The sequence below is a fragment of the Streptomyces sp. NBC_00448 genome, from assembly GCF_036014115.1.
In the GTDB taxonomy this organism is placed as follows: domain Bacteria; phylum Actinomycetota; class Actinomycetes; order Streptomycetales; family Streptomycetaceae; genus Actinacidiphila.
In genome coordinates this window covers 8,850,667-8,863,275 of record NZ_CP107913.1, presented here as the reverse complement: position 1 = coordinate 8,863,275, position 12,609 = coordinate 8,850,667, and the positions used below count along the sequence as shown (strand labels likewise).

The 12,609-nt window shown below is 74.2% G+C and carries 11 protein-coding genes; 5 read left to right on the top strand and 6 right to left on the bottom strand.

Annotation, left to right across the window (positions count from 1 at the left end):
• Positions 1–77: 77 nt before the first annotated feature.
• Positions 78–575, top strand: a complete 498-nt coding sequence (locus OG370_RS38130; RefSeq protein WP_328472543.1) for a Rieske (2Fe-2S) protein — start codon at positions 78–80, stop codon at positions 573–575.
• Positions 576–715: 140 nt separating this feature from the next.
• On the opposite strand, the gene OG370_RS38125 is transcribed toward OG370_RS38130, so the two are convergent.
• Positions 716–1,630, bottom strand: coding sequence for a LysR family transcriptional regulator (locus tag OG370_RS38125; RefSeq protein WP_328472541.1), 915 nt, complete (start codon positions 1,628–1,630; stop codon positions 716–718).
• A gap of 72 nt (positions 1,631–1,702) precedes the next feature.
• Here OG370_RS38125 and OG370_RS38120 point away from each other — a divergent pair, with 72 nt between their 5' ends.
• Positions 1,703–2,716 carry a DMT family transporter gene (locus OG370_RS38120; RefSeq protein ID WP_328472539.1) on the top strand — a complete coding sequence of 338 codons (1,014 nt, stop codon included), beginning with the start codon at positions 1,703–1,705 and terminating at the stop codon, positions 2,714–2,716.
• A gap of 70 nt (positions 2,717–2,786) precedes the next feature.
• A complete protein-coding gene (locus tag OG370_RS38115; protein ID WP_328472537.1) occupies positions 2,787–3,761 on the top strand; it encodes a serine/threonine dehydratase in 975 nt (324 codons plus the stop codon).
• A gap of 113 nt (positions 3,762–3,874) precedes the next feature.
• On the opposite strand, the gene OG370_RS38110 is transcribed toward OG370_RS38115, so the two are convergent.
• A complete protein-coding gene (locus tag OG370_RS38110; RefSeq protein ID WP_328472535.1) occupies positions 3,875–5,206 on the bottom strand; it encodes an aminotransferase class I/II-fold pyridoxal phosphate-dependent enzyme in 1,332 nt (443 codons plus the stop codon).
• A gap of 35 nt (positions 5,207–5,241) precedes the next feature.
• Here OG370_RS38110 and OG370_RS38105 point away from each other — a divergent pair, with 35 nt between their 5' ends.
• A complete protein-coding gene (locus OG370_RS38105) occupies positions 5,242–6,003 on the top strand; it encodes a pyridoxamine 5'-phosphate oxidase family protein (RefSeq protein WP_328472534.1) in 762 nt (253 codons plus the stop codon).
• Positions 5,997–6,641: an FMN-binding negative transcriptional regulator gene (locus OG370_RS38100; protein WP_328472532.1), complete on the top strand. Its 645-nt coding sequence runs from the start codon at positions 5,997–5,999 to the stop codon at positions 6,639–6,641. The genes OG370_RS38105 and OG370_RS38100 overlap by 7 nt, the downstream gene beginning before the upstream one ends.
• On the opposite strand, the gene OG370_RS38095 is transcribed toward OG370_RS38100, so the two are convergent.
• The 4 genes from OG370_RS38095 to OG370_RS38080 all read right to left on the bottom strand — a co-directional run bounded on the left by OG370_RS38095 (position 6,630) and on the right by OG370_RS38080 (position 12,554).
• Complete coding sequence (locus tag OG370_RS38095; protein ID WP_328472530.1) at positions 6,630–7,691, bottom strand: DMT family transporter; 1,062 nt, start codon at positions 7,689–7,691, stop codon at positions 6,630–6,632. The two genes, OG370_RS38100 and OG370_RS38095, sit on opposite strands and share 12 nt — an antisense overlap.
• A gap of 451 nt (positions 7,692–8,142) precedes the next feature.
• Positions 8,143–9,225, bottom strand: a complete 1,083-nt coding sequence (locus OG370_RS38090; RefSeq protein ID WP_328472528.1) for an EamA family transporter — start codon at positions 9,223–9,225, stop codon at positions 8,143–8,145.
• A 159-nt stretch (positions 9,226–9,384) separates the two neighbouring features.
• Positions 9,385–10,116 carry a pyridoxine/pyridoxamine 5'-phosphate oxidase gene (locus tag OG370_RS38085; protein WP_328472526.1) on the bottom strand — a complete coding sequence of 244 codons (732 nt, stop codon included), beginning with the start codon at positions 10,114–10,116 and terminating at the stop codon, positions 9,385–9,387.
• 188 nt (positions 10,117–10,304) lie between these two features.
• Entirely contained in the window at positions 10,305–12,554 is a 2,250-nt protein-coding gene (locus OG370_RS38080) for a glycoside hydrolase family 3 N-terminal domain-containing protein (RefSeq protein WP_328472524.1), read from the bottom strand.
• Positions 12,555–12,609: the final 55 nt, after the last annotated feature.

The following is a 12,609-nucleotide window of genomic DNA, read 5'->3' as shown; positions in this document are numbered from 1 at the left end:
CGGGTACGCGTGACAGCACGCTGCCGGCCGGCGAGGGCCCCGCCGTCCGGTCCGATCCACGAACAGGATGCAACCTCATGGCAGAAAGCTCCGGAATCCCCGAGTCACCGACCCGCCGCGGCGTTGTCGCGGCGGCCGGTGGCGTGGGCCTCGCCGCCGTTCTGACCGCCTGCGGTTCCGGCTCCTCCTCGCACTCCTCCGACGACGCCGCCGGCAGCTCGTCCGCCTCGCCGGCGCCGTCCGGTGGCGCCGGCTCCAGCTCCCCGGCCGCCGGGGGCGGGGGAGGCGGCACCCCGCTCGCCAAGACCTCGGAGATCCCGGTCGGCGGCGGCAAGATCTTCGCCGCCCAGAAGGTCGTGGTCACCCAGCCGAGCAGCGGGCAGTTCAAGGCCTTCTCGGCGGTGTGCACGCACCAGGGCTGCACGGTCGCCAAGGTGTCCGACGGCCAGATCATCTGCCCGTGCCACGGCAGCGCCTTCCATGTCGCCGACGGCTCCGTGGCCAAGGGCCCGGCCACGACGGCGCTCCCCGCGAAGAACGTCACCGTGTCGGGCGACGAGGTCACGCTCGCCTGATCCCCGCACGCCGGTCCGGGTTCTCGGGGCGGGCCCCGAACCCGGACCGGCCCCTTCCGGCCCTTGTGCTCCTTCCGTTCCGTCGCGCCTCCGCGCCCTTCGCGCCCCTTCTCCCCCGCCCGCCGGGCGGTTCGCCGTGGTCAGGAGGCGGGCGGCTGGTAGGCGTTCGCGGACGCGCGCAGGGCGTCGACGGCGGCGCGGATCGCCGGGCGGCGGTCGGCGTCCTCGCGCCAGACCGCGTAGACGTGGCGCTGCATGGTGTGGCGGACGGGCATGATGCGCACGCCCGGCGGCATCGGGTCGCGGCCCAGCCGGGGCATCACCGCGACGCCGAGCCCGGCCGCGACCAGCGCCAGCACGGTGGCGTGCTCCTCGGCGTGGTGGGCGACGCGCGGCTCGATGCCCTTGCCTCGCAGCGTGAACAGCAGCCACTCGTGGCAGAAGCCGCCGTCCGGCCAGGCGATCCAGTCGTCGTCGGCGAGTTCGTCCAGCTCGATCTCGGTGCGGCCCTCCAGCCGGTGCCCCAGCGGCAGCGCGGCGTCCACGATGTCGTCGAAGAGCGGGGCCTTGGCGAGCCCGCCGGGCAGCGACAGCGGCTTGTTGTACCAGTCGAGCACGACCGCGAGGTCGACGTCGCCGCGGCCGAGCCGGGCCAGCGACTCCTGGGGTTCCAACTCGTGGACGACGGTGCGCAGTTGCGGGTACGCGGCGCGCAGGTCGGCGAGCGCGGCGGGGAACAGTCCGCGCACCGCGGTCGGGAACGCCCCGGCGCGCAGTTCTCCGACCGCGACGCCTCGGTGCGCCTCCAGGTCGGAGTGGGCGAGCTCGACCAGGGACAGTATCCGCTCGGCGTGCCCGGACAGCAGGCGTCCGGCGTCGGTGAGCCGCACCCCCCGGCCGTTCTTGCCGAGGAGCGGCTGGCCGGTCTCCCGCTCCAGCTTCGCCATCTGCTGCGACACCGCGGAGGTCGTCACGTTCAGCACCTCGGCGGCGGCGCTCACCGAGCCGTACGTGTCGATGGCGTGCAGGATGCGGAGCCGTTCGAGTGACAACATGTAAGTGATTCTACGTCGTCTGTGCAGAAATTCTCGCTTGTTCTACGACGTCGCAGCCGTCATCGTGGACTCATGAAGACTTCCGCCGTCCGCGGCACGGCCGTTGAGCCGCCCGTCGAGCCGCCTGTCGAGCCACCCGTCCAGGTGTCCGTCGCGGCCGTCCCGGCGCCCGCCTCCGGATCACCGTCGCAGGGGCTGCTGCGGCTGCTGGACTGGCGGGTCCGCTTCGCCGCGCTGGGCCTGGTGTGGGGCTTCAGCTTCCTGTTCATGAAGGTGGGCAACGAAGCGTTCGCGCCGCTCCAGGTCACCCTCGGCCGGATGGTCTTCGGCACCGCGGTCCTGGCCACCGCGGTCGCGGTGAAGCGGGAGCGGCTGCCGCGCGGCCGCCGGAACTGGCTGCATCTGTTCGTCGCCGCCTTCCTGCTGAACTCACTGCCGTTCACGCTGTTCGCCACCGCCGAGCAGACCATCCCGTCGATGCTCGCGGGGATATGCAACGCGGCCACCCCGCTGTTCTCGATGCTGGTCTCGCTGGTCGCGCTGTCGGAGGACCGGCCGTCGCGGCAGCGGTTCGCCGGGGTCGGCCTCGGCTTCGCCGGTGTGCTGACCGTGCTCGGCGCCTGGCAGGGCTTCGCGGGCCAGGACCCCAAGGGCACGATGATGGCGCTGGCCGCGGCGATCAGCTACGCGGTGGGCTGGGCCTATGTCCGGCGCACCCTGAGCGGCAGCGGCAGCTCCAACCTGGCGATGTCCGCGAGCCAGTTGATGCTGGGCACCCTGCAACTCCTGCTCGTCACGCCGTTCTTCACCTCGATGCCGTCGTCGTATCCGGCGAAGTCGGTGCTGTCGGTGCTGGCGCTGGGCGCGTTGGGCACGGGCATGGCGTTCCTGGTCCAGTACGGACTGGTGGCGGAGAAGGGTCCGACCATCGGGTCGATGGTCACGTACCTGATACCGATCGTCGCCACCGCCGCCGGGGTGCTGCTCCTCGGCGAGTCGCTGAGCTGGAACGAACCGGTGGGCGCCGCGGTGATCCTGGTGGGCGCGGCACTCACCCAGCGGCGGCCGAAGGGCGCCCGGGCGTAGCGTGTCGGTGCGGCGCGGCGGGCCGCGACCGGTGCCCGCGCCGCCTCCCCCTATCGCTACGGAGCGCCACGTGCACGAGATCAGCTACGGAGACGTCAAGGCGGCCACCGACCGGGTGGCCGGCCAGGTCCGACCCGTCACCGTCGTCCCGCCGACGGGCGGACCGCAGGACCCGCAGGTCTGGTTCGCCCTCGAATACATGCAGTACACCGGCTCCTTCAAGGCGCGCGGCGCGCAGAACTTCATCGCCGCGCACCGCGACGCGGGCACCCTGCCCGCGGCCGGCGTCTGCATCGCCAGTGGTGGCAACGCCGGGCTGGCGTGCGCGTGGGCGGCCCGCCGGCAGGGGCTGACCGCCACCGTGTTCCTGCCGCAGAACGCCCCGGCGCTGAAGATCGCCCGGCTGAGGGAGTACGGCGCGCAGGTGCGCCTGGCCGGCACGCAGTACGCAGAGGCCCTGGAGGCGTGCGAGCAGTTCGCCGCGGAGTCCGGGGCGCTGGCCGCGCACGCGTACGCCGACCCGTATGTCAGCGCCGGCGCGGGCACCTTGATGGAGGAGATCCACGCGCTGATACCGGACCTGGACACGGTGGTGGTCTCGGTGGGCGGCGGCGGGCTGTTCGCGGGCGTGTCGGCGTCCGCGCGGCAGCACGGGGTGCGGGCGGTCGCCGTCGAGCCGGAGAACTGCCGTTCGCTCAACGCTGCGTTGGAGGCGGGAGAACTGGTCGACGCGAGCGTGGACTCCGTCGCCGCGGACGCGCTGGGGGCGCGACGCGCCTGGCAGGGGGCACTGGCCGCGGTGCGGCAGGACAACGCCCGGTCGGTGCTGGTCGGTGACGAGCAGATCATCGCCGCCCGCCGGTCGCTGTGGGACGAGCGCCGGATCGTGGTCGAGCACGCCGCCGCCACCGCGCTGGCCGCGCTCCTCCCCACCGACGACCCCTCGCGCGGCTACCGTCCGACGCCGGGCGAGAAGATCGCGGTGGTGCTGTGCGGGGCGAACACCGACCCGACGGACCTGCTGGCACCGGCCGCCGCGAGCTGAGGACATCGGCCGCCGCGAGCTGAGGGTGGCGGCCCGGAAGTGGCCCGGCCGCCCGGGAGTTGCCGCGCCCCTCATCCGGCGCGCGCCGGCCTGGGCGGGTGCCGGCAGCGGGCTCAGCCGAAGCGGCTCGCACCCGTGGAGCGGAGCACCGCGGCGACGGTGTCGGCGAGCGGGTCGATGTCGGCGAGGCCGAGCGGGGAGACGGTGATGCGCACACCGGGCGGGGAGTTGACCCGGAAGCGGGCGCCGGGCGCGACGGCCCAGCCGTGCTGGAGCAGCCCGGCGACCGCGCCGGTCTCGTCGGCGACCGGCACCCAGGCGTTCAGGCCGCAGCGGCCATGGGCGGCGACGCCGCGCTCGTCGAGCGCCCCGAGCAGGGCCTCGCGCCGCACCGCGTAGGAGCGGGCGGTGCGCTCGGGGTCCACGGCGTGGTGCTGCCAGAGGTGCACCACCGCCCGTTGCAGCAGGTGGCTGACCCAGCCCACGCCGAGCCGGTGCCTGCCGCGCACCCGGGCGACGGTGACCTCGTCGCCGGTGAACACGGCCAGCCGCAGATCCGGGCCGTACGCCTTGGCGGTGGAGCGGACCAGCGCCCAGTGGTCGGTGGCGCCGGACAGGCAGTGCAGGGGGAGGTCCACGAGACCGTGCAGGTGGTCGTCGTCGATCACCAGGACGTGCGGGTGGGTGGCGAGCAGGGCGCGCAGTTCGGCCGCGCGGGCCGCGGACAGGGCCGCGCCGGTCGGGTTCTGGCCGCGGTCGGTGACCAGCAGGGCGCGTACGCCGGCGGCCAGCGCGCGGGCCACCTCCGCGGTGACCGGCCCCTCGTCGTCGACGGCGACCGGCACCGCGCGCAGCCCCATCGCCGGCACCAGGTCGAGCACGCTGCCCCACCCGGGGTCCTCGACGGCGACCGCGTCGCCGGGGCGCAGGTGGGCGGCGAGGACACGTTCGATGGCGTCGAGCGATCCGGAGGTGAGGCCGATCGGGCCTGCGGGCACCCTGTCGGCGTCCAGGGCGGCCCGGGCCAGTTCGGCGAGGTCGGCGTCGATGACGGTGCCGCCGTACAGCCCGGGGGCGATGGCGTGGTGGGCGGCGGCCTCGGCCAGGGCGTCGGCCAGCGGCGGGAGCAGCGCCAGGTCGGGGTTGCCGGTGGACAGGTCGCGGGTGCCGGGCGGCACGTCGATCCGGATCGCCTTGCGGGGAGCGACGGCCGGGCGGGCCCGCACCCGGCTGCCGCGGCGGCCCGCCGTCTCGATCACCCCGCGGTCGCGCAGCAACCGGTAGGCGGCGGCCACCGTGTTGGGGTTCACATCGAGGTCGCGGGCGAGTTCGCGCAGCGGCGGCAGGACGGTGCCCGGCCGCAACGCGCCCGCGCCGACCGCGCGTTCGATGTCGGCGGCGATTGTCGATGCGCCACGCCCGCTGATTGAGTACTCTCCTAGCACAAACAATATTATGCACTAGTTCAAAGGATCGCGCCATGCCCGCCACACCGGCCACCCCCGACGCACCCCCGCCACCGCAGCAGCCCGCACAGCCGGCCGTGCCCGCACCGCCGCCGTACCCCACCACCGACCGCACCGTCCCGACCCGTTCCGCGGACCGCGCCTCGTACGACCGCGCCGTCGTGCACGCCATCCTCGACGAGGGCTACCTCTGCCACCTCGGCTTCGTCCGCGACGGCGCGCCGGTGGTGCTGCCGACGCTGTACGCGCGCAGCGGCGAGCGGCTGTACGTGCACGGGTCGACGGGTTCACGGCCGCTGCGGGGCGCGCGCCGCGACCCGGGGCTCGCGGTGTGCGTGACGGTGACGCACGTCGACGGGTTGGTGCTGGCGAAGTCGGCGTTCCACCACTCGATCAACTACCGGTCCGTGGTGGTGCACGGCACCGCCCACCAGGTGACCGACCCGCAGGAGCGGGCCCTGGCGCTGGACGCGATCGTGGAGCAGGCCGTGCCCGGCCGGGCCGACGACTCCCGCCGGGCCAACGCGAAGGAACTGGCCGCCACCGCCGTGATCCGGCTCGACCTGCGCGAGGTGTCGGCGAAGATGCGCACCGGCGGGCCCAACGACGAGCCGGAGGACCTCGACCTGCCGTACTGGGCCGGCGTGGTCCCGGTCGCGCCCGCCTACGCCGCGCCCGTGCCGGCCGGCTACCAGGCGCCGTCCGCGCCCCTGCCCGGCTACCTCGCGCCCGCCGGCCCGCGCGGCGCCGACCGGAAGGACCCCGCCGCATGCTGATCCACCCCTGGGACGCGGCCACCGACGACGCCGAGTGGCAGCAGTGGCTGGCCGCCCACGACTTCGGCCAGTTCGCGGTGAACGGCCTCGACGGCGAGCCGCCCTTCGTCCAGCCCGCCCACTTCGTGTACGACCCGGCGCCCGGTGCGCACGGCGAGGTGCTGCTGCACCTGGCCCGGCCCAACCCGCTGTGGCACGCGCTGGAGGCGGCGCCCCAGGTCACCCTCAGCGTCGTGGACGACTACACCTTCGTCCCCGGCCCCTGGCACGCCGCGCCCGGTGACCCTTCCGAGTACGGCACCCCGACCAGCTTCTACGCCGCCGTCCAACTCCTGGGCACCGCCCACATCCTGGACGACCCGCAGGTCAAGGCCGACCTGCTCCGGCGCCAGGTCGCCCACTTCCAGCCCGACGGCGGCACCGCCCGGGTCGCGCCCGGCCAGGAGCCGTTCGGCCGCATGCTCGCCGGCATCCGCGGGGTGCGGATCGACGTCACGCAGGTGCGGGCCAAGTTCAAGTACGGCGGCAACAAGCCCGAGGAGGTACGGCACCGCGTCACCGGCCTGCTCGCCGGCCGCGCCGCTCCCGGCGACGCGGCCGCGCGAGCCCACCAGCTGCGCCAGCTGTCAGCCGACTGACGGCCCGGATGGCACGGCCGGGCCCGCCGGACCCGCCGGACCGGAGCCTGCGGGCTGCTGCCGCGCCTCCTCCCAGGCCAGCACCCCGACCGCCGCCAGCAGCACCAGCGTCCCGGCCAGGGTGGCGGCGGTCAGCCGCTCGCCGAGCAGGGTGACCGCGAGGGCGGCCGCCGAGACCGGCTCGATCAGCGCCACCACCGAGACCGTCGCCGCGCGCAGCACGGCCGCCCCCGCGAAGTACAGCGCGTAGGCGAACGCGGTCGGCACGGAGGCGAGATAGCCGAGCAACGCGAGCGTGCGGCCCAGGTGTTCGGCGTGCGGCAGCAGCCCCTCCGACCAGGCGGCCGGCAGCAGCACGACCGCGCAGATCCCGAACGACCACAGCGAGGTGGTCAGCGGGTCGCCCGCCGCCCCGCGGCTGCCGTGCCACCGGGTCAGCAGCGTGATCCCGGCGTACCCGGCCGCCGACAGCACCGCCAGGACCACCCCGGCCGGCCGCACCTGCGTGCCACCGCCGCCGAGCACCAGCACGGCCAGCCCGGCGAGCGCCCCGGCCACCGCGACCGCGCCGCCCCGGCCGATGCGTTCGCCCATCGCCGCCCGGGCGACCAGCGCGATCAGCACCGGGCCCGAGCCCAGCGTGACCACCGTGGCGACGGCGAGCCCGGTCGAGCGCACCGCGCAGAAGTACGCGACCTGGAAGAGGGTGAGCCCCGCGCCGGTCACGGCGATCCGGACGAACCGGCCCCACCGGGGCGCCGCCGGCACCGCGGCGAGGACGGGCCGTACGGCCGTACCGGCACCGGCACCGGCACCCGCACCCGCACCCGCACCCGCACCCGCACCCGGGCGCAGCCTGCGGGCCGCCAGCAGCAGGACGAAGCCGCCCGCGGCCCGCCAGAACGTCAGCGCGAGCGGGCCGAGGCCGCTCCCGCGGTAGAGGACCGCGGCGACGGCGCCCGCCGTGCCCCACGCGGTCGCCGCGAACACCACATACAACAACCCCTGCCCGGACGTGATCCGGGCAGCCGAAACCTGCGAACGTGACAAGGGAGTCTCCCGCCGAAAAGGTGAGTTGAGAAACGAACGTCACCGTCTGCGGGCAGCACACATGGCCGTACGGGGCCTACCGGCGCCTCGACGAGCCGTTACCGGGTCCACGCCGCCCGCGTCAGGCGGCGGGAGGCGGAAGAACAGTCAGGTGCATGTCCCCACCCTAGGGCCTGTCGTGTGGATCTCCGCGGCGTCGCGGCATCCGGCACGCGCATCTGCCGCGTTCTCGTCGGTCGCCGACTCCCCCACGGCCGGGGGCGTGGGGGCACCCCCACCGCGTCGTCTCCCTCCTCCGCCTTGCAACTGCACTCACCGGACGCCGCTCCTTCACCCACGGAGATCCACACGACAGGCCCTAGCCCCCACCGGAAGCCGGGACCCGCCGCGCGTCGAGCCTCTGCCCGCCCGCGCTGACCGCCCTGACCGCACCGCCCCAGGTCGCGGGGCGCTACCGCCGGGGCGCCAGATCCGGCTCGACGCAGGGTTCCGGAGCCGTCGGGGACGCGGCCGGGGCGGGCTCCCCCGCTGCCGCGGGCAGGGCCGTCTGCGCCACGAAAGCACCGGCCAGCACGAGCGCGCCGCCGAACAACTGCGGGGTGCCCAGGTGCTCGCCGAGCAGGAACCAGGCCAGCACCGCGCCGACGACGGCCTCGACGCAGGAGACGACCGCGGCGATCTGCGGGCTGAGCCGCCGTACGGCCATCACGCCGGTCAGGTACGACACGACCGTGCAGACGAGCACGATCCAGCCCACCAGCAGGATTCCGGGAACGTCCGCGTCGCCGAGCGGCACCTGGTGGGCGAGGGACGTCCAGGCGATGTCCCACGGGCGTGCGACCAGGGTGAGGGACGCGGTGCCGAACAGCAGCGCGTGCGCGATCACCGCGACCGGGTCCGGGGCTCCCCCGCCGTCGGAACCGTCCCCGAGCCCGTCCACGAGCCCGTCGTCAAGCCCGTCGCCCGCGCGCTCGCGGTCCGGGGACCCCGGCGACGCGGCCGAGCCGTCCTGCGCGCCGTGGTCGGCCAGTACGAAGTACGCGACCTGGCAGCAGGCTGCGCCGAAGGAGCAGAGCAGGCCGACCGGCGCGAAGGCGAACCCGGACCAGATCCCCACCACGAAGCACATGCCGCCGACCGCGAGGACCACGCCCACCACCGCGGCACGCCGCACCTTCCGCCGCTGCACGAACCGCACCCAGCCAAGCAGCAGCGCCGGGCCGAGGTACTCCACGAGGATGGCCACGCCGACCGGTATGCGGGCGATCGCCAGGTAGTACAGCGCCTGGACGCCGACGATGCCGAGCAGCCCGAAGCCGATCACCAACCCGGGCCGCTGGAGCGGAAGTCGGCGGTGCCGCACCGCGACGGGCAGCAGCACCAGCGCGGCGCCCGCCACCCGCATCCACACCACGTGCAGCGGTTCGAACCCGGCCTCGATGAGGGGCTTCGCCGCCACCCCGGAACCTCCGAAGGCCACGGCGGACAGCAGTGCGAGCCCGACCCCGCCGCTCCGCACCTGAGTTGACCGCATCAGGACATGATGGCAGTCCCCGACAGCAGCGTCACCTCGAACGCCGCCGCTGCCGAGCCCCATCGGCCCGCCCCGATCCGGAAGCCGATCATCCGGAAGCCGCTGGTCGGGGCGTTGACGCCCCAGGGAACGGCTGTCCCGGCGTCGGCTCGCGCGCGGTCACGGCCACAGCAGCGTGCGCGCCCAGCCCTCCCCCGCCGCCCGGCGTTCGTACCGCACCCGTACGTGGAAATGCGCCGGGTCGGCCTGCCAGAACTCCGCCTCGGCCGCCCGTAGTCGGTACACCGTGTGCGTGGCGGGCACCCGGTCCGGCTCGGCGGCGACCAGCTCGCGGGCGGCCCGCAGTGCTTCGTCGTACTGGTCCGGCCCGGACAGCGGCGCGCTCATCGGGCCGGCGAACGCGGCCGCGCGCGCGTGCTCGCCGCGGCCGAGGAAGTCGCGGGCGGTGGCGTCGGGGCCGAGCACGCCGACCGGTCCCGCCATCCGGATCTGCCGGCCCTGCGCGGGCCAGTACCAGGTCAGCGCGGCACGCGGGTTGGCGGCCAGGTCGCGGCTCTTGCGGCTGCGGGAGTCGGACGCGAAGTCGTAGGCGCAGTCGGCGGTGTCGATGCCGCGCAGGATCAGCACGCGGGCGCTGGGCGTGCCGTCGGCTGCTGCCGTGCTGAGCGTCATGACGTGCGGTTCGGGCACCGCGCCGGTCAGCGCCGCGTCCAGCCACTGCGCGAACAGCGGCCCCGGGGCGTCGGGCACGGCCGCCGGATCGAGGTGCGGCAGCGGCCCGGCGAGCACGGGCGCGGCCCGGGTACGGGCGAGCAGCGCCTCGTCCGCGCGCCGCCCGGCCCCGGCCCCGGAGCCCGAGCCGGAGTCGTTGCCGCCACCACCGCTCTCCATCCGCCCCTCCATACCGCGCCCTTCCCGCTGTCGCGTGCACCCGACAGCGTCCATCACACACCAGCGCCGGGCCGCGGACGGGTTGCCCCGCCCACGGCCCGGCGCAACGGGTGCCGATCACCGGAGTCCGCTGCCGCGCACACCGATCGCGACACACTGATCAGCGCACACCGATCACCGCACGCCGCTCATCTCAGCGTGACCGTCGCCGTCTGCGTGCCCGCGGTGAAGACGTACGTCCCGGGCGCCACCTGCCGCGGACCCGCGCCGTCGATGTCGCCCGGGGTGACGGCCAGTTCGCTCGGCGGGACGCTGAGCGAGACCGTACGGGACTGGCCCGCGTCGAGGTGCACCTTGGTGAACGCGACCAGCTTGCGGGACGGGGAGAGCACGTCGCTGGACGGCTGCGCGACGTAGACCGGCACCACCAGATCGCCCGCGCGGCTGCCGGTGTTGGAGACGTGGACCGCGAGTTTCACGGTGTCCTTGGTGCGCGCGGTGGCGGATGCGGCCTTGACCGAGTCGAACGTGTAGGTGGTGTAGGACAGTCCGGCGCCGAAGGGGTAGGCGGCGTCGTAGGAGGACTCCGGACCGGCGTTGGTGCCGGGGAGCTGCTGGTAGTACATCGGTTCGTTCCCGATGTCCTTCGGCCAGGAGGCGTTGAGCCGCCCGCTGGGGTCGGTCTTCCCGAACAGCACGTCGGCGACGGCGTTTCCGCCCTCGGTGCCGGGCAGCCACGACATCAGCAGCCCCTGGGTGCCGTCGGCGTCGCCGAGCACCAGCGGCCGCCCGGCGAGCACCACGGTGACCACGGGCTTCCCGGTGGCCTTCAGCGACTTCACCAACGCCTGTTGATCGGGGGTGAGTTCGGGCCGCGGGCTGTCCGCGCTGCCTTCGGCCGCCGCCTTCTCGCCGACCACCACCACGGTCAGGTCGGCGTCCTTCGCCTGGGTGACGGCGTCGTCGGCGGTCTTGGCCTGCACGACCTGGGTACCGGACGGCGCGGCCTTCTCGATGCCCTGCAGCACGGTGGTGCCGGGCAGGGTGACGCCGTCGGGCACGCCCTGCCAGCCGACCGTCCAGCCGCCCACCTGGTCGTTGATGTCGTCGGCGTAGGAGCCGGCCACCACGATCTTCTTCGCCTTCGACGAGATCGGCAGCACCCCGCCGTCGTTGCGCAGCAGCACCTGGGACTCGTCGGCGGCCTGCCGGGCGAGGCCGGTGTCGGCGCCGATCACCCGGGAGTCGGCCTTCGACGCGTCCACGTACGGGTGCTCGAACAGGCCGAGCCGGAACTTCAGCGTCAGGATGCGCTTGACCGACTGGTCGATCCGGGCGACGGAGACCAGGTGGCGCTGGACCGCGGTCTTCAGGCCGTCGCTCCAGCCCTGCGCGTCGTACGGCTCCATCGCCATGTCCAGACCGGCGTTGACGGCCTTGGCGATCGCGGCCGGGTAGTCCGCGGTGAGGTGGTAGGAGGTCTGGAGCGCGCGCACGTCGGCCCAGTCGCTGACCACGACGCCCTTGAAGCCCCACTGCTTGCGCAGCACGTCGGTGAGCAGGTAATGCGACGCGGTGGCCGGGATGCCGTTGATGGCACCGGAGTTGACCATCACGGACTTCGCACCGGCGTCGATGGCCTGCTGGTAGGAGGGCAGCAGGGTGTCCTGGAGGTAGCGCATCGACACGTCGCCGGGGACGCGGTCGTGGCCGTTGCCGGGCTCGCCGTAGCCGGCGAAGTGCTTGACGGTGGCCGCGACGTCCTTCGCGCCTCCCGCGCCCTGGATGCCCTGGACCGCGGCGGCGGCGAGCGTGCCGGACAGCAGCGGGTCCTCGCCGTACGTCTCGTAGTAGCGGCCCCAGCGCTGGTCGCGGGCGATGTCGGTGACCGGCGCGAAGTTCCAGTCGATGCCGGTGGCGGCCACCGCGCGGGCGGTGCTCGCCCCGGCCGCCTTGACCAGCGACGGGTCCCAGGTAGAGCCCATGCCGATCTCCTGCGGGAAGATCGTCGCGCCCAGCACGTTGTTGTGGCCGTGCACGGCGTCCACGCCGTAGATGATCGGGATGTGCAGCCGGGAGTTCTTCACCGCGTACTGCTGGACGGTGTTGACCATCTTCGCCCAGTTCTCCGGGGTGTTGACCGACGGGCCGGCGCCGCCGCCGGAGAGCACCGAGCCGGCCGCGTTCTTCAGCAGCACGTCGTGCAGGCAGGATTCGGTGAAGTCGCCGCCGCTCCACTGGCAGTCGCCCTGCATGTTGACCACCGAGATCTGGTCCATCTGGCCGATCTTCTCGTCCAGCGTCATCCGGTGCAGCAGGTCGTTGACGCGCACGTCGATCGGCGCGTTGGGGTTGGTGTAGGTCGGGTTGTCTCCGGCCTGGGCCGGCGCCGAGGCGACCGCCGCCACGCAGGCGGCCGCGGTGGCGAGGGTCAGCAACCCTCTGAGACTCAGTCTTCGTGCGTTCGTTGGCATCGCAGGAGTCCCGTTCCTG

What these genes read in the sequence shown, in the direction of transcription:
- OG370_RS38130 (WP_328472543.1), top strand. Translation starts at nt 78, where the DNA reads ATGGCAGAAAGCTCCGGAATCCCCGAGTCACCGACCCGCCGCGGCGTT.
- OG370_RS38090 (WP_328472528.1), bottom strand. Translation starts at nt 9,225, where the DNA reads ATGCGGTCAACTCAGGTGCGGAGCGGCGGGGTCGGGCTCGCACTGCTG.
- OG370_RS38085 (WP_328472526.1), bottom strand. Translation starts at nt 10,116, where the DNA reads ATGGAGAGCGGTGGTGGCGGCAACGACTCCGGCTCGGGCTCCGGGGCC.
- OG370_RS38125 (WP_328472541.1), bottom strand. Translation starts at nt 1,630, where the DNA reads ATGTTGTCACTCGAACGGCTCCGCATCCTGCACGCCATCGACACGTAC.
- OG370_RS38105 (WP_328472534.1), top strand. Translation starts at nt 5,242, where the DNA reads ATGCCCGCCACACCGGCCACCCCCGACGCACCCCCGCCACCGCAGCAG.
- OG370_RS38120 (WP_328472539.1), top strand. Translation starts at nt 1,703, where the DNA reads ATGAAGACTTCCGCCGTCCGCGGCACGGCCGTTGAGCCGCCCGTCGAG.
- OG370_RS38100 (WP_328472532.1), top strand. Translation starts at nt 5,997, where the DNA reads ATGCTGATCCACCCCTGGGACGCGGCCACCGACGACGCCGAGTGGCAG.